We start from the raw sequence: 20,821 nt of genomic DNA, 5'->3' as shown, positions 1-20,821 counted from the left end.
CCCCTTCCCTCTTTTTCTATCTACTGCAGCGTTGTCGAGGTACCTTGTCTGTGATATCCTTTTTCTTTTGCTAGAAGATCTAAATGGAATGTAGCAAAATCATCGAGTAACAAAAACATCGGGCTAGAAGGATCTAACTTGTTTATTCCTTTCACATACCCATAACATTCCTCACACGTATCAATTTGAAATGAAGCCTTTTCTTCTTTAATCATTAACGTACTTAGTTTATTATGATCCTTGTTGTCACAGTGTGGACAAGCAATTCGCCAGAATACCCAGTCTCCCGCACAGGACAAGCATCTAAAGTGACGAAATCTTTCACTACCACGATATTCAGCTAGACCGTGTTGATCACCACATACCGGGCAATAGTCCTTCATCCACTCTTCCTCATTGAACACTTTTGTTTTTTCAAATTCTAAACGGTATTGGTTTAGGGTTGGTAGTAAGCTATAGCGAGCTACCACAAATAGAACATCTAACTGTAGATTATATTGATTAGCGAATTGATCAATAACTGTGCTATCGCCAGTTAACCACGCTCTTAACAATTGTTCTACCTCTTTATCAGTTGCCTTTTTACCCATTTTCTTAAAGATAGAACGCGAATCACCTAGTCCCGTCCAATTAGATAGCTCACGAAAATGTTTCATCGCAAACTGTAGGTCAATTTTCTCTTCTTGGCCTTCTAAGTATGGAATCCCTTCTGCTAATTTAGCAGCAATGTCATCATTACTTAATTCTAAGCTTGCAACTAACGGCTCAACTTTTTCTAGTCTCTCAACTAAATCAATATGAATTTTTGAAACAGCTTTAAAATCTTTGTTATTGTCAATTAAGCGACTCCAAACGTTTTTTACTCCTCTAATACTACTCATAATCGCCCCTCTTCCTCTTTTTTATAGCATTCTTCAAGCTCATTTTCATTACGATTTTACTCTTTTTATTTTCTTTTAACATTTTGAAAATAAATGAACTTTTACAAAAAATAACAAAAGTTCATTTATTCACAATTAGGTATAATATGTTTACGTTTACAGTTTTATTGTAAAAGAAAGGAGAAAGAAAGCCAAATAGATTGACTCACTATCTCCCTTGATTTTTATGGAAATTTTGTGTCTAGTTCTGAGCGTCAGCGGCTCGAGGTCAAATGTTCTGCCAGAGAAAAAGTGAAAAACCACACTTTTTTCTGTCAGAACATTTGCTTGTCGCCGCTAAACCGACGCTCTACACCTTTCATTTTACCAAAATGACATTGGCCCCATCATTACAACGTAACGTAGGATAAATCCACCTACTAAAAGTAATACACTTGAGAAGATTAAAGAATTCTTAACACCAAGGAGATTTGGCTTTAGTTTTAACAATAGTGGAACTAATAATCCAACCACTACTACGCCACCCCATAATAGAATTCCAAACATTCCTCTTGTTACTGTTTCGCTCCATTGTCCTAAAGCGATAACAAACACGATAATCATCGCAACATTTACAACGATCACTGATTTTACAATGTTATCTAAACGTTGAATTGACTCATCAAGGATTGATCCACGATTTGTAAATAGAAGTAATAAAATAACAACAGATACGCCAGTGATTACTGCACTAATGATCCATAACGTTGGAATTAATGGTGTAGCATTCCAAGCTGGAAGTTGAGACGTTGTTACAAGAACTCCTAAATAAACTGAGAACCATGCTGCAACAATTGCACCTACAGAAAGGTATGCTTTTGCAATTGGTCCTTCATGTAACCAAGTAGCTAAGTCATATAATTTCTTAGCCCATGGAAGCTGTAGTAAGTTGTCTTTCTTAAGAGCATATAAAACACCGAATACTGCGAAAACACCTAATCCATTTAATACCCAAGCCCCTAGTGACATTGGCGACTCCCAGTTCAACATGATATTTCCGTCCCTAAATTGCCACATAACGTTAACGAAACGTTCTTTTTTATCTAGCTTAAGGATTAGTAATAGCCCGTATACTGGTAGTAAAGCCATCGTCACGTAAAACGCACGGTGTAAACCTGCTTTATTTATTTTGCCACCGAAGGCTAGCAGAAGGGCAGTAATTAAGAATGCCCCTGCTGCGATACCTCCAATGAAAAGGTCGAAAATAATGATAAAAGGAAAATCTGGACTTTTTAATTGTGTTAGTTCATAACTATACATTTTTTAGTCCCCCCAATTACGCACTTGTCGTGGTTTTTTCTTCTAACAACTTGCGTTCACGATACGAACGGAAGCTTAGAAGGGAAACTAGGCCTACAGCAAATAAGCTGAACACACTACTCCAATAACCACCAAGCATTGTTTTTTGCGGCATTTGTGGGTTGCTAGGAAGTCCGTACTTTTCAGGTGTATCTTGAAGTAAATAGAATACATTTAAACCACCTAAAATGTCGGAGTCTCCATAAACTTTTGCTTTAAAGTTTCCAGTTGATTGTAGATACTCTTCTCTTTTTCTAGCCATTACCATTAAGTCTTCTACATCACCGAATTCGATAGAGTCAGTTGGACATGATTGTGCACATGCTGGCTCTTGACCTACTTGAAGACGATCATAACATAGTGAACATTTTTCAGCTGTTCCGCTAAGGTCGCCAATTCCGATTACACCAAACGGACAACCTGTAATACAGTATTTACAGCCGATACAAGTATCGTGGTCAATGTAAACTGTATCAAACTCCGTACGAATAATTGCATTTGTAGGACATACTGACATACATCCAGCTAACGTACAGTGTTTACAGGAGTCAGAAAGGAATAACCAACGAGAATCTGAGCGATCATCAGAGATATCCTCAATAAATTTAACATGACGCCAGTTTTGGCCATCAAGACCACCTGTATTGTCATAACTATTACCTGTTAACGAAGGAGCGGGGTTTGCTGGGATTTCATTCCACTGCTTACATGCTACTTCACAAGCCTTACAACCGTGACAAAGGGTTGTATCAATAAACATACCTTTTTGACTTTCAAATTGGCTCATATTATGCTACCCCTCCTGGTAATCTTCCTTTTTTCACATTACATGTGAATGCTTTAGAAGAGTGAATATAAACGTTAGGATCAGCTACGATAGCACTTAAATCGTTTGGTACAGATCCTGTTGAGACTCCTGAGTAACCCCAGTGAATTGGCATACCAACCGTATGAACCACTTTGCCATCAATTTTTAATGGACGCATGCGTTTTGTAACAAGTGCTTTCGCTTCAATTTTTCCACGAGCTGTTTCAACTGTTACAAAGTCCTTATTTTGAACACCTAGTTCTGAAGCTAATTCTGGACTTATTTCTAAGAATAACTCAGGCATTAACTCGGCCAGCCATGGTAACCAACGTGTCATCGCTCCACTTAAGTGATGCTCTGTTACACGGTATGTTGTAATAACAAACGGATAGTCTGAGTTATTAGCACCATGAACTTTGTTATTCGGAATTTTATCAAAGATAACAGCTGTTGGACTGTGAGTGTGTTTTGGATATAATTTATTTCCTGAAACAGGTGTATCTGGTGGCTCATAGTGTGTTGGAAGCGGTCCATCTACTAAACCAGTTGGTGCAAATAGTTGGATGACACCATCAGGATTCATTAAGAATGGATCTTTCCCACTTTGAGATGCTAAACCAACTCCGCCAGGTACTGCCGGTGTATCTGGTGCTTTTGTTGCAGCGAAGTCAGGAACATCGTATCCAGTCCACTTCTTCTCTGCTGCATCCCACCATACATATTTCTTACGCTCAGACCAAGGTTGGCCATCTGGTCTTGCTGAAGCACGGTTATAAAGGTTACGACGGTTAGCTGGCCATGCAAAGCCCCAATCTAAACTTTGATAATCGTCTCCTTGACGATTTGCTCCACGGTTGACATCCTCTTCAGGAAGTACTCCAGTGTAAATCCAGCATCCACATGCTGTTGAACCATCATCTTGTAAAGCTCCAAAACCACCTAATGGTGCACCAGTTGCTACATCATAACCATTAATCTCTTTAATGATTTTATGTTCACTAGGTTCTTGAATTTTAAAGCGGGGATTTACATCTGGCTCATAATCCCAAGTTAGGTTCTTAATACCCCAATCATGCTTCGCTGTGCTATCTTTATATAATTCTTTTAATCTCTTACCTAGTTCATACGTAAACCAAAGGTCAGAACGGCAGTCTCCTGGAGGATCAGCAGCCTTTTCTTTTGTCTGTATAATACGACTAGTATTTGTGAAACTTCCTTCTGTTTCAGCAAAAACGCTTGAAGGAAGATAGAATACTTCTGTACCAATATCTTCAGCTTTAACAGTTCCATTCTTTACTTCTGGAGCTTCATACCAGAATGTTGCTGTTTCAATTAGGAACGGATCCTTAACTACTAACCAATCAAGATTTGCTAATGCTTTACGATGGAAACTAGCATTCTGGCCACCAACCGCAGGGTTCTGTCCCATAATGATCATACCTTTGATGATCCCGTTATAAGCATCCTCAAACATTTTGTAGTGTGAATGGTTTCCAAGTGTTTTTGGAATCGCATCATAACCAAAATTGTTTGCAGGTGTAGCTGCATCACCATACCAAGCTTTTAATAAGCTGATTAAATACTTAGGATAGTTTTGCCAAAAGCTTGTTGGTCTCATCTGAGCACGTAAAAAATCCTCTAACGTGTCATGTGGTCTAGCTTTAGCAGGCATATCTAAGTAACCTGGTAAAGAGTTCCATAATGTTGATAAGTCAGTAGCTCCCTGTACGTTCGCATGACCACGAAGAGCTAGGATACCACCACCTGGACGTCCCATGTTTCCAAGTAATCCTTGTAGAATTGCTCCAGCACGGATACATTGAACACCATACGTATGCTGAGTCCAACCCATTGCATAACAGAATGAAGTTGTGCGTTCTGGATTAGAGTTAGCCGTAACTGTTTCTGCAACCATCAGGAATTCTTCTTTAGAAGTCCCACAGATATCTTCTACCATTTCAGGTGTGTAACGAGAGTAGTGTTTCTTCATGATTTGGAAGACACTTCTTGGATGTTGAAGTGATTCGTCACGCTTCGGTCTTCCTACTAACTTTTCACGAGCTAAACGCTCTGATAGGTTTGCAGGTTCACCTTCTGGCATAACTACTTCGTCACGCTCATATGCCCAACTCGAATTGTCATATGATTTCTTCTCTGGATCAAACCCTGAGAAAATACCGTCTAGATCTTCAGTATCTTTAAATTCGTCTTTAACTATGAAAGAGGCATTTGTGTAGTTTACAACATACTCTTTAAAATATTTATCATTTTGGAGCGCATAGTTAATAAGAGCTCCTAAGAACACGATGTCAGTTCCTGAACGCATTGGTACATACTCAGACGACATTGCTGAAGTACGCGTAAAACGTGGATCAATATGAATTACTCTTGCACCTTTATCACGTGCTCTTAAAACAAAACGGAACGCTACTGGATGGTTCTCAGCAAAGTTCGATCCCATAATAACAATACAGTCAGCGTCTTGTAAGTCTCTAGCTGTTGAAGTCGCACCACCGCGACCATACGTTGCACCCAGACCGGGCACTGTAGAGCTGTGTCATATACGGGCATGGTTTTCAACGTTAACGACGCCAATACCACGCATTAATTTGGCATGAATGTAGTTCCATTCGTTTTCTAATGTTGAACCACCAAGAGAAGCTAAAGCCGGGTTAACGTTTACAAGCTTACCATCTTGAGATTCGATAAAGCTGTTATCTCGGTCTTCTTTGACCTTTTGTGCGATACGCTCCATTGCCCAGTCAAGTGGCTTAGTTTCCCAAGTCGTGGCATGTGGAGCACGATATAAAACCTTTTGTGGTCTTTCATCGTTTACTGCTAGCTGAAATGCTGCAGCTCCCTTTGGACATAGAGAACCTAAATTAAGTGGGCTATCAGGGTTTCCTTCAATGTTGATGATTTTCCCTTCAGATTCAGTGATGATCATACCACAGCCTACTGAACAGTATGGACATACACTAGGAACCTGTCTTCCTTCTTTCGCCTGAAGCTTAATTTTTGTTACTTGTGCTTGAACAGGTTTTACGTTAATTCCACCAACAGCTGCAATTGTTGCACCAGCTGTTACAGCACCAGTACGCTTCAGAAAGTCGCGACGTGTAATCATTTGTTTTCCCCCTTATTGATTAGATAGGAATATATATAACTAAATAGTGTGAGCTATTTAGTAAATACTGAAAATCGTTGCTATTGCAACATTTACTCATTAACTAACTTAAGAATGCGCTTTCCATCAGTATAAACATATGCAGATTGACCTCTTACATAACCTACTAGATCAACGTTTAATTCTTTTGCCAAAGCCACCGCAAGATTTGTTGCAGCTGTTCTTGAAGCAGCTACTCCAATACCAAAGCGAGCCACTTTCGAGCACATTTCCATGGAGATTCGGCCAGTTGTCATGATGACACACTCCTTGCCAGTTAGACCTTTCTTCAACGCCGCACCAATAACCTTATCGACAGCATTATGTCTTCCAATGTCTTCTCTGACAATCATTTCACCTTGCTCGTCAATAATACAGGCAGCATGCATTCCACCAGTTTGATGATAAAGAGGCGTTAATTTATACATCTCTTTCATCTTCTGTCTTAATAGAGCAGGAGAAACACTTCTCGCTTCCTGCACCTTTTTGAAATTGCTCATTTCTTTTATTGATCGAAAGGTAGCACCTTTACCACAACCAGCGGTTATTGTTTTTTTCTTTTGTAAGAAGACATCCATATCAATGCTATTACCTAAATCAACATGAATGTTTCCTCGATAAGGATCAATGGTTATTGACTTAACCTCATCTGGAGAATCGATAATACCTTCAGCGTACATATAACCAATAGCCCAATCCTCTAAATGAACTTCTGTTAATTGGATAGTTAATAGATTACGAGAATTTATATACAAATTTATCGGATACTCTTCTGGACACGTTTTATTAAACATAGTTACCCCCGTAGAGTTTGAATATTTAGAACCTTCTTAAGCGCTTTCACAAAAAAACAGCTATAAAAGTTTCAAAGTTTAAATGGTTAATATTTCAAAAATGAGGAAGAACAAAAATGTTTCTTATTTAGAAAAAGTTTAATATAATTAATAATATAATCAAGGTGCAAATGTATATTACCATCATTTTAAAATTTAGTAAACTAAATTGTTACGAGTTTGTGAATAAAAAATCTTGGTAAATCCTAGTGTTCTAACATTTTTTAGCAAATTAAAGGGGGTCTTGAAACATGTTGTCAAATATCGGCATGCCAGGTCTAATTTTAATTATTGTAATTGCTTTGTTTATTTTTGGCCCCAAGAAATTACCAGAGTTAGGAAGAACCATTGGAAGCACTTTAAGAGAATTTAAACATTCAGTAAATGGTATTATGAACAATAATGAGAGTACAGAACAAAAAAGTCAGAATGAAACTCAGTCAACAAATATAAAACAATAATTATATTGTGAACTAGAGACTATATAAAAAAGGTTGTGATGAACAATGAGTTATCATGAGAGAAACATTAGAACTCCTAAGTATATGAAATTAGTAAATTTCTCTGAACAATACGGAAATAGCATTGCTTTATACACATTACTTCTACTAATTCTTATTGGTATTTGGTTAGTATCCCCGATCCCAAGTCCTAGCTGGACTGTTAATGGAAAAATGATGGGTTGGGCATCAGTGGTTTTAATTAGTGTTACATCGTTACATGGCTTATTATGGTTTGTTATTACAAGACAATCACTTAATTTAAGCTCGAGCACAAAACAGTTCCTATCAAGCTCAATCAAAGTAATAAAACCACTTCATATGATGACGGGAATGGTTGGGTTAGGTTTAGCGTTTATTCATGGGTTTGCCTACATGACGTTCGGAGTATTTAACTCTGTATTAATTGCTTCAGGAATTGTTGCTTTAGTTACATTGTTAATCTTGGCTATTGATGGAATTGGCTTAATGGTAACACCATTTTTAAGTAGAAAAGTTCATCGATGGATTGCATTTACTTTCTTAGTGTCTTTAATTCTTCACTTGGTCATTATTTTTATTTAGACCTAATTAAAAAAGGTATGTGACATTATGTAAGTCACATACCTTTTTTACGTTTCTTATCCGTCCTGTTTCATCGTTTGGACGATTGTTTCAATTGTATTTGCTGCATCTTCATAGGAAACCTGACAAGTACCAGCTGCACGGTGGCCACCACCATTGAACTCTCTCATTAAATGGCCCACATGTGTTTGTGATGTCTTATTAATAATGCTATGCCCACATGCAATTGAACAATTTTGTTTACGAAAGCCGTCAACGACCCACAAAGAAATATTTTGTTCTGGAAATAATGCATAAATTAAAAATCTATTTCCCGGGAATATTGTTTCAACATCGCGAACATCTGTAATAATCACATTACCTTCAGTTCTCGTGTGTGCTAGTAGCATATCTTTAAACTGCTCATTAAGCTCAAAGTAACGCTTTACACGTTCATGAACGTCATAGTCAGCCAATACCTCTTCAACTGTTGCATCAGAACATAAGTCAACTAATTTCTCCATTAGTTGGTAGTTGCTAATTCGGTAATCATGAAAACGGCCTAATCCTGTTCTAGCATCCATAATAAAGGATAATAGATCCCAGCCCTTTGGATTTAAGATATCTTCCTTGCTGAATTTTGCTGCATCAGCTTTATCTACGCCTTCCATAATGTCGTCTAATTTAGGACCAAACTTCTCTCGTCCACCGTAATATTCATAAACAACTCTAGCTGCACTATCAGCAATACGAACTTCACCCTCAAATTCGAACCCTTCTTCCTCAGAACGACGCAACTCACTTGCATGGTGATCGAACCAAAGTCCACAACCTTCAACGAATGGTACATTTGTTAAGATATCATTTTTTGTAATCTCAACTTTTCCATCCTGCATATCTTTTGGATGTACAAACTTCATTTCCTCTATCATACCTAATTTTTTTAGTAGCATTGCTGTTACTAGCCCATCAAAATCTGATCTTGTTACTAATCTCATCGTATCTTCCTCCAACATTTTAAGCTAACTTTATTATGAATCTAAATCGTTTGGTTGTAAATGTTATATCTAGCAATTAGTCATGTTTTTTAAGATTTCCAAAAAAAATCATCATTGTTGTCATAAGACAATTTATCCTCTGAATTTAATAGTAGTAGCGAGAAAAGGAGGATTGATACATGTGTTTTATCACGTAAAAGAATTACAATATCATGCAAAACCTGAGAGGCCTGATCCAATTTTTGCAAGAAAGCTACAAGAAATACTTGGCGGACAATTCGGAGAAATATCTGTCGCCATTCAATATTTATTTCAAGGGTGGAATTTCCGTGGTGATGAGAAATATCGTGATCTTCTAATGGATACGGGGACTGAAGAATTAGCACATATCGAAATGTTATCAACTATGATTGCACGTCTTCTTGATGGTGCACCTGTTGGGGATCTAGAAGATGCTGCGAAAGATCCTGTTATTGGGGCTATCTTAGGGGGAATGAATCCTCAGCATGCCATCGTATCAGGCTTAGGTGCAATGCCAGCTGATAGCGTCGGTAATCCCTGGACAGCCAGTTACATTAATGCTAGCGGTAACTTATTAGCTGATTTTCGCATGAATTTAACATATGAATCTCACGGAAGACTTCAAGCAGTTAGACTTTATGAAATGACAAATGACCGTGGCGTTAAGGATATGCTTTCATGGTTAATTGCAAGAGACACGATGCATCAAAACATGTGGAAAGCAGCTATTGCAGAACTAGAAGCACAAGAGAATATCGTTGTACCTAGTACTTTCCCTAGACAATTAGAGAAGCAAGAGGTTTCATATGCATTCTTCAACTTATCAAGAGGCGAAGAAAGTAGTCAAGGGCGTTGGGCAAGCGGACCTAGTATGGACAGTATGGGCCAATTTACGTATGTTGCTGAACCGTTTCCTTTTGGAAAAAAACCTAAATTAAATCCGCCACCACCGTATACACATAACACAATGCTTCCAAAAACAACTCGACATAATCCACCACCAAGCATGTACTAATATAGAAAGAACTGACGCTTACAAATGCGTCAGTTCTTTTTTTTTTTAAGGAAGATATTGTTCTGATATGGCCGCAAGCTGCTCACCAGCATAATGAAAGTTAAATAGACGTTCATGACTAATGAGATGAATTTTTAGTTCTTCAACATTAGCATAGCGAAGACTTACATCATCAAGTATAAAAACACCGCTATCACTATCAAGTCTAACTTTTACATAATCAACTTCGTCATTATCAATTCTAAAGCCGTTTGGCATAGTATCATCTATTACGAATTCTGCGAAGTCGACTATTAAATGTGTTTCCGACTCAGTAATGATCACATCTTTAATGTACGCTTGCTTAATTTGAAAAAGGTTTGAGTTTTTTATTAAATGGCTAAGCATTTGAACTTCACTGTGCAACCTATCAAGTTCATGTCTCGTATTGTGAACATTTGTTTCAATAATTCCCTCTATATCCTTGATTTTTTCAATAGCTGCAGATAGCTTTTCTTGCATGTGTAATAGTTCTTCATTAATAGGTTGAGCCTCTCCATTCACGGGAGTCTCACCATCTTGATTACAGCCTATAAGAATAAAAAAACTTACTAGGATACAAAAAATTTTCTTCATATTCTATCTCTCCTCATTATGATCATTACTCCTACATATAGTCGGTTTATTTCTGCATAAGTTTCAATATGTTCTGATAAAACCACTCTAAAAGTGAAACGATAAGACCGTACTGAATTATTGCAAAAGAGGGATGAAAATGGATAAAGACATGCAATACGGAGATGATTATAAATACATCCCCACTACTTCAATTGGTAGTGGAGTAACGCAGGTGGTGGCGCCAGATGTAACTTGCCATACCATTCAAGTTGTGAATATATGTATCGTTAGTAAAAGTTCAGGTTGGGTTCTAGTAGATGCTGGTATGCCTCATTCCGCCGAGGGAATCATTCAGGTAACTGAAGAAATTCATGGTAAAGGCACTAGACCTGAAGCGATTATTTTAACACATGGCCATTTTGATCATGTAGGTGCTATTATCGAATTAATTGAACATTGGAAGGTTCCTGTGTATGCACATCAGTTAGAGTTGCCGTTCTTAACAGGAAAAACAGATTATCCAGAGCCTGATCCTACTGTTGAAGGCGGCTTAATAGCAAAATTATCACCACTTTTTCCGAACGATGCGATAAATCTAGGAGAGCATGTCAAAGCACTTCCTGAAGATGGAAGTATTCCTGCAATGACTGGCTGGAAATGGTACCATACTCCAGGTCATACACCAGGTCATATCTCGCTATTCCGTGAACATGATCGTGTTTTGATTGCTGGAGATGCCTTTGTCACAGTAAAACAAGACTCTCTTTACAAAGTTTTGACACAAGAGCAAGAAATCAGTGGTCCACCTAGATACTTTACAACCGATTGGAAAGATGCCTGGGACTCAGTAAAAAGGTTAGCTTCACTTAAACCAGCAGTAGCAATTACCGGCCATGGTCTACCTATGGCTGGAGAGTTACTTACAAGTAGTTTAGAGACCTTGGTAAACGAATTTGATAAATTAGCGATTCCTGACTATGGTCGATATGTTAATGGTGATGCTAAATTGCATTAAAAAACCCGAGAGAAGTATCTCTCGGGTTTTCACTCTATTCTACAGTTACACTTTTTGCTAAGTTTCTTGGTTTGTCAACGTCACAACCTCTGTGTAACGAAGCATAGTAAGCAATAAGTTGTAGTGGAATAACTGCAACAAGTGGCGTTAAATAGTCATGTACTTTAGGAATAATAAATTGATCATTTTCTGAATTTAATCCCTCTAAGCTAATGATACATGGATTAGCTCCACGTGCAGCTACTTCCTTAACATTTCCACGTATGCTTAAGTTTACATGTTCTTGAGTTGCTAACGCAATAACTGGTGTACCTTCCTCAATCAAAGCAATTGTTCCGTGCTTTAATTCTCCACCAGCAAAACCTTCTGCTTGAATATATGAAATCTCTTTTAACTTCAGGGCGCCTTCAAGACCGACATAGTAGTCAGAAGCACGACCGATAAAGAAACAATTACGTGTAGTGCTTAAATAGTCACGAGCAACTTTTTCAAGAGCTTCTTTTTGGTCACATAATGCTTCCATTACTGTAGCAACAATACTTAATTCTTTGATTGCATCAAACTCTACTGCTATACCTTGAGCTTTGGCTGTGTCAACTGCTAGCAATGCTAAAACTGCCATTTGCGCTGTGTAAGCTTTTGTTGATGCCACTGCAATTTCAGGACCAGCGACAGTGTGAAGCGTAAAATCAGCTTCACGAGAAAGAGTAGACCCTGGAACATTTGTAATTGTTAGTGCAGGGTGACCTAATTTTTTTACATTCACCAATACTCCGCGGCTATCTGCTGTTTCACCGCTTTGTGAAATAAAAATAAAGAGTGGGTTGTTTGAAATTAACGGCATATTGTAAAGGAACTCACTAGCAATATGCGTTTCAACTGGTTTTTTAGCAATTGTTTCAATCAATTGTTTTCCTACTAGACCAGCGTGATAACTTGTTCCAGCTGCAATAATATAAATTCGATCAGCAGCATTCATAGCGTGACGAATTTCATCATCTAAAGTAACTTCGCCATTTTCATCTTGATATTTTGAGATAATATTACGAATAACAAGTGGCTGCTCATCAATTTCTTTTAACATGTAATGCGGATACGTGCCTTTTTCGATATCACTTGCATCAAGTTCAGCTATAAATGAATCTCTAGCGACAGTAACTCCAGCTAAATTCTTAATCGTTACAGAGTCACGAGTAACAATAACAATTTCCTTATCCATAAGTTCAACAAACTCATTGGTAACGTTCAGCATTGCCATCGCATCACTCGCTACAACATTAACACCATCACCTAGACCTACTAATAATGGGCTTTTATTTTTACCAACGTAAATTTTATCTGGATCTGTTTCATCTAAAAGGGCGATTGCATAAGAGCCTTTTAATAGAGAAAGAGTCTGTCTAAATGCTCTTTCCACAGAATTTCCTTCTCCCATTGAACGTTCTACTAATTGAACGATAACCTCTGTGTCAGTTTCACTAACAAATTCAACATCAGCAAGATACTCTTTTTGAATTTCTTCGTAATTTTCAATAACACCATTATGAACAATCGTAAAACGATGTGAAGTACTTTGATGTGGATGTGCATTTACGCGACTTGGAGCACCATGTGTTGCCCAACGTGTATGACCAATTCCCACTGTACCAGCTTCATTTTGATCTACAACCTCACGTAATTGTGCAATACGGCCTTTTTCTTTAAAAAGATGAACGCCTTCGTCATTTACAATTGCGATACCAGCTGAGTCATATCCTCTATATTCTAATTTCTCTAAACCTTTTAGTAAAATTTCTTTTGCATCTTCTTTTCCTACATATCCAACGATTCCGCACATATTATTATTTCCTCCCATATGGGGGGCAAGCAATATAAAAAGCATACATTATGCAGAGGCTTCTTGGGGCATTCTTGCCCCCACTCTTTTACGTTTTAGTCTTCGCAGAGCACCATTACTTTAGTCTTTGTTCAAGAAGTCACCTTCTTGTTTTCTTACTAGAGTTTGCGGTTGTGGTGTCTCAACCGAGAGGCATCCGCCGATTTCTTCGATAAACCTCTTCCTCGTCAACTATTCATTTTATCCCGGTCTGAATAGTTCAGGCGCTTTCCAAAAATATATTTCCCGCGATCCTCCTCTCATTTACCAAAATCAAATTTAATCATACTATATACTTACAAAAAACGTCAATTGTTGTTTCGTTTTTTTGTAAGACAATTATAACCAACAGCATTGTTTGCTTAATACAAAGATATGCACGGAACACTTTTCATGTGCTTCCGTGCATATAAATAAAAATCTTATTGGTTACCCATTTCTTTTTTTACAACATCAACAATTTCTTGAACATATTGATCGCATAGTTCTTGTGTTGGAGCTTCTGCCATGACACGTACCAAAGGCTCTGTTCCTGAAGGGCGAACTAGGATACGACCTTCTCCACCCATAGCTTCTTCTACACGGCGAATTTTATCATTAATAACTTCATTGGTTAGCATTGCTTGTTTATCTTCCACCCTAATGTTTACAAGCTTTTGTGGGAACTTTGTCATTTCTGAAGCTAATAAGGATAAAGGCTTTTTCGTTACCTTCATAATATTAACTAGTTGTAACGCCGATAACAATCCATCACCAGTAGTATTATAGTCTAAGAAAATGATATGGCCTGATTGTTCTCCGCCTAGGTTATAGCCACCTTTTCTCATCTCTTCCATTACATAACGATCTCCAACTGCTGTTTGTTTTGCTTCAATTCCTGCCTCTTCAACCGCCTTATAAAAACCTAAATTGCTCATGACTGTTGAAACAACAGTTTGATGTCTTAATCTGCCTTGTTCTTTAAAGTACTTGGCACAAATAAACATAATTTGATCTCCATCAACGATGGTTCCATTTTCATCAATAGCAATTAAACGATCTGCATCACCATCAAAGGCTAAGCCAATATCAGCTTTTCTATCTAGGACGAATTGTGCTAACTTTTCAGGATGTGTTGAACCTACACCATCATTGATATTTAAGCCGTTTGGATTTGTTCCGATCGTTGAAATATCTGCTTCTAAATCGGCAAAAAGATGTGGTGCTAAAGATGATGCTGCCCCATTTGCACAGTCAAGCGCAATATGAATACCCGTAAAGTCTTCCTCAACAGTTTGCTTTAAAAATTGAAGATACTTTTGACCACCTTCGAAGTAATCATTTATTTGTCCAACGTTTCCACCAACAGGACGAGGGAGGTTATCTTCCTCTTGATCTAAAAGCTTTTCAATTTCTTCTTCTTGATGATCTAATAATTTAAATCCATCTGGTCCAAAAAACTTAATTCCATTATCTTCAACAGGGTTATGTGAAGCTGAAATCATAACTCCCGCTTGAGCACTAATTGCCTTTGTTAAATAAGCTACTCCTGGAGTTGAAATCACTCCTAAACGCATTACTTCAGCGCCAATGGAAAGCAAACCAGCTACTAATGCCCCTTCTAACATGTGACCTGAAATACGTGTGTCACGTCCTATTAAAACTTTTGGTTTTTCAGAACTCTTTGTTAAGACGTACCCGCCATACCTTCCTAGTTTAAATGCTAATTCCGGCGTCAGTTCAGTATTAGCCACACCTCTGACTCCATCTGTTCCAAAGTATTTACCCATTTTAATATCTCTCCTTAAATTTTACATGCATTTATAAACTATTAGTTACGTGTTTTTTACTCGTTCGTTTCAGTCTCGTTGTCTTCTTCCTCAGCACTTAGTACCTCAGAAATTGTCACTGATAATTCATTAAATGGCTTTGTGTATCTCACATTTAGAGGGCCAGTTATCTGTAATGGTAATGAATGTTCACCAATTGGTAACTCACTTACATCTATATAGACTTTTATATCCTGATTACGTATTCTTTGAATTGTTGCTGGCGAGCCCCTAACAATTAACGTAATCCTTTCTTGTTCAGGTATGGTAAACGCCACATCCATTTGTTCCCCTATTCCAACTACTTCAACTGGAATATCAGTTACCTCCAATGACTCTTCGACGTCTACCTCAATGATAAGTCTTACAGTAGCCGGGGTAACTTTTTCAACCCCCTCTGGAACTGGAACTTCCACTTCGAGAATTGTATTTTCAGTGATGGTAGTTAGATCTACACTAATACCCTCTATTACATTAATTTGATTAATAATAGTTCTAGGTCCAAAAATCTTAACAGTACTTGGTTCAGAATTAATACTTTTGATGCTTAATCCCTCTGGAAGCTCGCCAGTACGGCTAATTTTTAATGGAACATCTTTATTAGGACTAGTAATAGGTATTTTTACATCGACAATGGTAGGAGTTACATCAATGTAAAGTTCATTCCCATGTTGGTCATATACTTTAATTGGTACACTCTTTTCTACTGTTTCATTCATATCTTTGACATCGACAAATCCCTTTGCAAAACCTACTTGACTTATAATACTTTCAGCAGCTGTTATCTCCACATTCACAGGTTCAACAATTGGCGTGCCAACTGTATACCCCTCTGCTATGGCCGCTTTATTTAAAATTTCAATATCCACTGGAATAGAAATTGTTCTTTTTTCTTCAATCGTAACTTTGACTGTTTGGGGTAGAACATTCACCGTAAGCTCATTTGGAAAATTCCGATGTTGTACAGCCACTTCGTGAGTTCCTACTCCTAAATTACGTAGGTCTATAAATACGTCATAAGAAGGTCTTGCAAACTGAAATAAGGTTAATACATTTTGTGGACCTCTTAAGTTAATCTGAACATATTCAACCATTTGAGTAATAGCAAATTCCTCTTCGTTATAATAGACAGTTAAAGGAACTTCATCAATCGTGTAGGAACCGTTGGTAATTGGTTGTAAAGCACCGGGCTGATTAGTTGCGTTATCGAGGTTAACGATTGCAAATAACATCAGTGCTATAAAAAATGAAATTGCTTTAACAAACCATGAATTGTTGTATAACTTATCCATTTTTCTTCCCCCCCCACTGCCAAAGAGAAGTTGAATTTGTTTTTATATTTGTAACAAGCTCTTGCATTAATAACTCTCTTAATGCTTCTTCCTCTAGATTACGGTGAAGTTCTCCATTCTTGGTTACAGATATACTTCCTGTCTCTTCTGAAACAACCAAAGTAACACTATCTGTTACTTCACTAATGCCTAATGCTGCTCGATGCCTTGTCCCTAATTCTTTAGAGATAAAAGGGTCTTCCGAAAGAGGTAAGTAACAACCAGCAGCCATAATTTGATGATTTTTAAGGATAACCGCTCCATCATGAAGTGGGGTATTCGGTATAAAGATATTAATTAATAATTCAGATGAAAGTTTTCCTCTTACGGAAATTCCTGTTTCAATATAGTCATTCATACCGGTCTCTCTCTCGATTGAGATCAACGCTCCAATACGACGCTTCCCCATGTAGATAGAAGCTTTTACAATTTCATCTATCGCTTTCTCTGTTTCTTGGTCATCTATGGAACTCGTTCTAGCAAGGAATTTCCCCCTCCCTAATTGTTCGAGTGCTCTTCTAAGTTCCGGTTGGAAAAGAATAATTATTGCTAATAATCCATATATAACCGCTTGGGACATTATCCATCTAAGCGTATGTAATCCTAACTGCCCACTTAAAAACCAAACAATTAATATAACTGTAATACCTTTAAGTAGCTGAACTGCTTTTGTGCCACGAATGATCATTATAATTTTATAAATTACAAAGGTAACAAGTAATATATCTATAGCTATTCTTAATATGTTAAGAAATTGTACATCTTCTGGCAGCATCATTTTTCCTCCAAACAAAGTTTCTTTATTACGAGGGTATATAACTTTTTAATTATAACATATCCGCACTAGTATATCAGCAAGACCTCTTGGGATCATTTTTTATAGGTTAAAAAAGTGTCTACTCCCACTTGAGAGTGACACTTTCTTTAGTCTCATTAATCCTTATCTTCTCCAAATATATTAACAACTTCAGAAAAGAAAGATTTTATATTATACCAAATCCAATCCAATCCTTTATTAATTTCCTCAATATTTCCAGCCACTTGACCAGCAGATGCCATATATTTATGGCCATTTATAACTGTAACATTACCATTTACTTGCCCATCTACTTGAATACTTGCGTTTTTAACTACTATATCTCCTTCAACAATTTCTCCCTCTGGTACCACTACCACATTACGCTCTTTGTCAATGATTACGTTGGCTTGACCCGAAACTGAAAGCTGCTCTCCAACATCCACCCAACTTGAAAATATACTCATCGCCATAAATACTAAGAAGATTGATGCAGCTACTAAGATTGGGTGGTTCTTCATCCAACGCTTCCAATTCACCGACTTCTTTTGTTGGGGCAAACTATTCATAACAAGGCTAGTAAAGTTTGGAGGTGCCTCGATATGAGAAGAACTTTGAATGAAGGCAATTGATTTTTTCAATTCATTCATATGAGTCCTGCAATTTTCACAATTTTTTAAATGAACCGTTAGCTGCTTCCGTTCGCTATCTGTGATTTCTTCATCCAGATACTTATGAATTAAGGAGACTATTTCTTTTTCACAGTTCATTGTTCTCTCTCCTTTATATATTACTTAATCGTTTTCTTAATGCTTCTCTACCTCGGTGTATACGAGTTTTCACAGTTGCAATAGGTAAATCTAAAATTTCGCTAATTTCCTTCAACGATAAGTCCTCAATGTACTTTAAAATAATAGCTGACCGGTACTTGGTTGGCAACTTCAAGATTTCTCCTTGGATCCAATCTTGTAATTCATGAGTAATGATAATATCTTCTGGCAGCTCGTCTGCTGCTGCAATTTGAGATGATAATGTCAAGCCTTCTGTCCCACCAACCTCTTGATCTAGGTAAAAATCAGGCTTTTTCTTTCTAAGACGATCAATTGAAAGATTTGTTACGATGCGAAATAACCATGTTGAAAACTTTCGATTAGTATCGTATGAATCAATGTTCATATAAGCCCTTAAAAATGCCTCTTGGGCAATGTCTTGAGCTTCATGAACGTTTCCTACCATCCGATAAGAAATTTGATAAACTTTATCCTTATACAGCTCAACTAATTCGGCAAAGGCATGCTGATCGCCTTTTTTAACATCTTTAATTATGCGCTCTACTAATGTGTCCATACTATTCTATACCTCCGCTTCTATGCGGTTACTCTATTTACGAACAACACTGAAATAAGTTTCAAACAAATTTAATTTTAACACGATTAAAATAAAATTCCACATATTTGAAAAAATAGGTTTTACTTTTTTTATCCAGGGTATATAATTCCTATACTATTTTAGGAGGGAATATCATGAAGAAATATGGAAATATGGGTGCTACACTTGGGGAAATTGAAGAAGCACGAAAGCATATGATCAAACTAGCTTATGAAAACCCCCTTAATTCTCAAGTTGTCATAGATGCTAGTACTAAGTTGGACAAGCTGCTAAATACAATAAATAATTGCATATACAGAAAATAAACCCTAGTATACTAGGGTTTTTCTTTATAGTATGTATGGTGGAGCCTAGCGGGATCGAACCGCTGACCTCCTGCGTGCAAGGCAGGCGCTCTCCCAGCTGAGCTAAGGCCCCATAGTCTGGAGCGGGTGATCAGAATCGAACTGACGACATCAGCTTGGAAGGCTGAGGTTTTACCATTAAACTACACCCGCAATATATTTGCTACATATTTACTTAGTGATTTGCTCCTGTGGTCTAACGATCCTCGTCGCAAATCTGCGAGGAAGACTATTCGAGGTAGAAGACTTGGAGCGGAAGACGAGGCTCGAACTCGCGACCCCCACCTTGGCAAGGTGGTGTTCTACCACTGAACTACTTCCGCATAAGGAAAGTTATCTAAGCTAAATGTTTAAAAAAAATGGTGAGCCATGAAGGATTCGAACCTTCGACCCTCTGATTAAAAGTCAGATGCTCTACCGACTGAGCTAATGGCTCCTAAAATGGCTGGGCTATCTGGATTCGAACCAGAGAATGACGGAGTCAAAGTCCGTTGCCTTACCGCTTGGCTATAGCCCAACAATGGTGGAGGGGGACGGATTCGAACCGCCGAACCCGGAGGGAGCGGATTTACAGTCCGCCGCGTTTAGCCACTTCGCTACCCCTCCACGTAAATTCCTCAAGAGTGCCGGCCAGAGGACTTGAACCCCCAACCTACTGATTACAAGTCAGTTGCTCTACCAATTGAGCTAGGCCGGCATATATAGATAAGGTTTTTCTTACGAGAAAAATGGTGGAGGATGACGGGTTCGAACCGCCGACCCCCTGCTTGTAAGGCAGGTGCTCTCCCAGCTGAGCTAATCCTCCGTTTAAGTAAATTTAATTGGTGACCCGTACGGGATTCGAACCCGTGTTACCGCCGTGAAAGGGCGGTGTCTTAACCGCTTGACCAACGGGCCAGATGTAAAAAATGGAGCTTCCAACCGGATTTGAACCGACGACCCCTTCCTTACCATGGAAGTGCTCTACCTACTGAGCTATGGAAGCATGGCTCCACAGGTAGGACTCGAACCTACGACCGATCGGTTAACAGCCGATTGCTCTACCACTGAGCTACTGTGGAATGTTAGTAAATCCATTAACAATATAGATAGAACTTAAAAGTTCGCTTGGCAACGTCCTACTCTCACAGGGGGAAACCCCCAACTACCATCGGCGCTGAAGAGCTTAACGATCGTGTTCGGCATGGGAACGAGTGTGACCTCTTCGCTATCGCCACCAAGCTTGTCTGTAACATAACAATAAAAATATTAATATATTTTATTATTTATGTCAAGATGTTCAAGAAAATTTTCATTCCCTGAAAACTAGATAACACACATTTAAGACTTGAGTATAATTCAATCCGCGTAGTAGAGATGTGCTAGTTTGTATATAGTTTTGCTTCTTTGAAAAAGCATTCACCATTCTACATTCTAAATTTTACATTCTACATTATTTAGGATAAGTCCTCGACCGATTAGTATCTCTCAGCTCCACACGTCGCCGTGCTTCCACCCGAGACCTATCAACCTCATCATCTTTAAGGGGTCTTACTGGATTAACTCCAAGGGAAATCTCATCT

19 protein-coding genes, 11 tRNA genes and 2 rRNA genes are annotated in these 20,821 nt (G+C 38.0%); 5 read left to right on the top strand and 27 right to left on the bottom strand.

From position 1 onward, the window contains the following. Nucleotides 1-20: 20 nt before the first annotated feature. The 6 genes from DS745_RS08615 to fdhD all read right to left on the bottom strand — a co-directional run bounded on the left by DS745_RS08615 (nt 21) and on the right by fdhD (nt 6,987). Complete coding sequence (locus DS745_RS08615) at nt 21-881, bottom strand: formate dehydrogenase accessory protein FdhE (RefSeq protein WP_129077858.1); 861 nt, start codon at nt 879-881, stop codon at nt 21-23. A gap of 363 nt (nt 882-1,244) precedes the next feature. Further along, the gene (gene nrfD, locus DS745_RS08610; protein ID WP_129077857.1) at nt 1,245-2,180 is read right to left on the bottom strand and encodes an NrfD/PsrC family molybdoenzyme membrane anchor subunit; all 936 of its coding nucleotides are present in this window, start codon (nt 2,178-2,180) and stop codon (nt 1,245-1,247) included. A 16-nt stretch (nt 2,181-2,196) separates the two neighbouring features. Beyond that, on the bottom strand, nt 2,197-3,006 hold the full coding sequence (locus DS745_RS08605) for a 4Fe-4S dicluster domain-containing protein (protein ID WP_129077856.1): 810 nt from the start codon (nt 3,004-3,006) through the stop codon (nt 2,197-2,199). A 1-nt stretch (nt 3,007) separates the two neighbouring features. Next, nucleotides 3,008-5,572, bottom strand: coding sequence for a formate dehydrogenase-N subunit alpha (fdnG, locus tag DS745_RS08600; RefSeq protein ID WP_153188171.1), 2,565 nt, complete (start codon nt 5,570-5,572; stop codon nt 3,008-3,010). Nucleotides 5,573-5,584: 12 nt separating this feature from the next. Further along, nucleotides 5,585-6,154, bottom strand: coding sequence for a twin-arginine translocation signal domain-containing protein (locus DS745_RS25565; RefSeq protein ID WP_153188170.1), 570 nt, complete (start codon nt 6,152-6,154; stop codon nt 5,585-5,587). Between the two features lie 92 nt (nt 6,155-6,246). Continuing rightward, nucleotides 6,247-6,987 carry a formate dehydrogenase accessory sulfurtransferase FdhD gene (gene fdhD / locus DS745_RS08595; protein ID WP_129077854.1) on the bottom strand — a complete coding sequence of 247 codons (741 nt, stop codon included), beginning with the start codon at nt 6,985-6,987 and terminating at the stop codon, nt 6,247-6,249. A 290-nt stretch (nt 6,988-7,277) separates the two neighbouring features. Between fdhD and DS745_RS08590 the strand changes: the two genes are divergently transcribed. Continuing rightward, nucleotides 7,278-7,487, top strand: a complete 210-nt coding sequence (locus DS745_RS08590) for a twin-arginine translocase TatA/TatE family subunit (protein WP_129077853.1) — start codon at nt 7,278-7,280, stop codon at nt 7,485-7,487. 45 nt (nt 7,488-7,532) lie between these two features. Next, nucleotides 7,533-8,090, top strand: a complete 558-nt coding sequence (locus DS745_RS08585; RefSeq protein ID WP_129077852.1) for a hypothetical protein — start codon at nt 7,533-7,535, stop codon at nt 8,088-8,090. A 56-nt stretch (nt 8,091-8,146) separates the two neighbouring features. Here DS745_RS08585 and DS745_RS08580 read toward each other — a convergent pair whose 3' ends face one another. Next, nucleotides 8,147-9,067 carry an exopolyphosphatase gene (locus DS745_RS08580; protein WP_129077851.1) on the bottom strand — a complete coding sequence of 307 codons (921 nt, stop codon included), beginning with the start codon at nt 9,065-9,067 and terminating at the stop codon, nt 8,147-8,149. Nucleotides 9,068-9,248: 181 nt separating this feature from the next. On the opposite strand from DS745_RS08580, the gene DS745_RS08575 reads away from it, so the two are divergent. After that, on the top strand, nt 9,249-10,103 hold the full coding sequence (locus DS745_RS08575) for a manganese catalase (RefSeq protein ID WP_129077850.1): 855 nt from the start codon (nt 9,249-9,251) through the stop codon (nt 10,101-10,103). A 45-nt stretch (nt 10,104-10,148) separates the two neighbouring features. On the opposite strand, the gene DS745_RS08570 is transcribed toward DS745_RS08575, so the two are convergent. Further along, nucleotides 10,149-10,718, bottom strand: a complete 570-nt coding sequence (locus DS745_RS08570; protein WP_129077849.1) for a hypothetical protein — start codon at nt 10,716-10,718, stop codon at nt 10,149-10,151. Between the two features lie 139 nt (nt 10,719-10,857). Here DS745_RS08570 and DS745_RS08565 point away from each other — a divergent pair, with 139 nt between their 5' ends. After that, entirely contained in the window at nt 10,858-11,715 is an 858-nt protein-coding gene (locus DS745_RS08565) for an MBL fold metallo-hydrolase (protein WP_129077848.1), read from the top strand. Between the two features lie 34 nt (nt 11,716-11,749). Here DS745_RS08565 and glmS read toward each other — a convergent pair whose 3' ends face one another. From glmS to sigW, 6 genes are all read right to left on the bottom strand, one after another. Beyond that, nucleotides 11,750-13,552, bottom strand: a complete 1,803-nt coding sequence (glmS, locus tag DS745_RS08560) for a glutamine--fructose-6-phosphate transaminase (isomerizing) (RefSeq protein ID WP_129077847.1) — start codon at nt 13,550-13,552, stop codon at nt 11,750-11,752. 461 nt (nt 13,553-14,013) lie between these two features. After that, nucleotides 14,014-15,360: a phosphoglucosamine mutase gene (gene glmM, locus DS745_RS08555; protein ID WP_129077846.1), complete on the bottom strand. Its 1,347-nt coding sequence runs from the start codon at nt 15,358-15,360 to the stop codon at nt 14,014-14,016. Nucleotides 15,361-15,416: 56 nt separating this feature from the next. Further along, nucleotides 15,417-16,691, bottom strand: coding sequence for a CdaR family protein (locus DS745_RS08550; RefSeq protein ID WP_129077845.1), 1,275 nt, complete (start codon nt 16,689-16,691; stop codon nt 15,417-15,419). Further along, nucleotides 16,684-17,508: a diadenylate cyclase CdaA gene (gene cdaA, locus DS745_RS08545; protein WP_421721807.1), complete on the bottom strand. Its 825-nt coding sequence runs from the start codon at nt 17,506-17,508 to the stop codon at nt 16,684-16,686. Before cdaA ends, DS745_RS08550 begins: the two co-directional genes overlap by 8 nt. Before the next feature lie 155 nt (nt 17,509-17,663). Continuing rightward, nucleotides 17,664-18,296 (bottom strand): anti-sigma factor family protein, encoded by a 633-nt coding sequence (locus tag DS745_RS08540; RefSeq protein ID WP_129077844.1) that lies wholly within the window; start codon nt 18,294-18,296, stop codon nt 17,664-17,666. A 13-nt stretch (nt 18,297-18,309) separates the two neighbouring features. Beyond that, nucleotides 18,310-18,873, bottom strand: a complete 564-nt coding sequence (gene sigW, locus DS745_RS08535; protein WP_129077843.1) for an RNA polymerase sigma factor SigW — start codon at nt 18,871-18,873, stop codon at nt 18,310-18,312. Nucleotides 18,874-19,049: 176 nt separating this feature from the next. Between sigW and DS745_RS08530 the strand changes: the two genes are divergently transcribed. Next, the gene (locus DS745_RS08530) at nt 19,050-19,220 is read left to right on the top strand and encodes an aspartyl-phosphate phosphatase Spo0E family protein (protein WP_241657764.1); all 171 of its coding nucleotides are present in this window, start codon (nt 19,050-19,052) and stop codon (nt 19,218-19,220) included. 36 nt (nt 19,221-19,256) lie between these two features. On the opposite strand, the gene DS745_RS08525 is transcribed toward DS745_RS08530, so the two are convergent. The 13 genes from DS745_RS08525 to DS745_RS08465 all read right to left on the bottom strand — a co-directional run. After that, a tRNA-Ala gene (locus tag DS745_RS08525) sits at nt 19,257-19,332 on the bottom strand. Nucleotides 19,333-19,338: 6 nt separating this feature from the next. Beyond that, nucleotides 19,339-19,412 (bottom strand) — tRNA-Gly (locus DS745_RS08520). A gap of 95 nt (nt 19,413-19,507) precedes the next feature. Continuing rightward, nucleotides 19,508-19,582 (bottom strand) — tRNA-Gly (locus tag DS745_RS08515). A 37-nt stretch (nt 19,583-19,619) separates the two neighbouring features. Next, nucleotides 19,620-19,695, bottom strand: a tRNA-Lys gene (locus DS745_RS08510). 6 nt (nt 19,696-19,701) lie between these two features. Further along, nucleotides 19,702-19,776 (bottom strand) — tRNA-Gln (locus DS745_RS08505). A gap of 4 nt (nt 19,777-19,780) precedes the next feature. Then, nucleotides 19,781-19,865 (bottom strand) — tRNA-Tyr (locus DS745_RS08500). An 18-nt stretch (nt 19,866-19,883) separates the two neighbouring features. Beyond that, nucleotides 19,884-19,956, bottom strand: a tRNA-Thr gene (locus tag DS745_RS08495). A gap of 32 nt (nt 19,957-19,988) precedes the next feature. Next, nucleotides 19,989-20,064, bottom strand: a tRNA-Val gene (locus DS745_RS08490). Between the two features lie 17 nt (nt 20,065-20,081). Next, nucleotides 20,082-20,156: transfer RNA gene (locus DS745_RS08485), tRNA-Glu, on the bottom strand. A 12-nt stretch (nt 20,157-20,168) separates the two neighbouring features. Further along, nucleotides 20,169-20,244: transfer RNA gene (locus tag DS745_RS08480), tRNA-Thr, on the bottom strand. Nucleotide 20,245: 1 nt separating this feature from the next. Further along, nucleotides 20,246-20,320 (bottom strand) — tRNA-Asn (locus tag DS745_RS08475). Between the two features lie 44 nt (nt 20,321-20,364). After that, nucleotides 20,365-20,480, bottom strand: a 5S ribosomal RNA gene (gene rrf, locus DS745_RS08470). A 216-nt stretch (nt 20,481-20,696) separates the two neighbouring features. After that, nucleotides 20,697-20,821, bottom strand: a 23S ribosomal RNA gene (locus tag DS745_RS08465); the annotation flags it as partial.

Origin of the sequence: Anaerobacillus alkaliphilus (assembly GCF_004116265.1) — a bacterium.
GTDB classification, from domain to species: domain Bacteria; phylum Bacillota; class Bacilli; order Bacillales; family Anaerobacillaceae; genus Anaerobacillus; species Anaerobacillus alkaliphilus.
The sequence above is the reverse complement of the archived record's forward strand: the minus strand, read 5'-3'. Positions and strand labels throughout refer to the sequence as shown.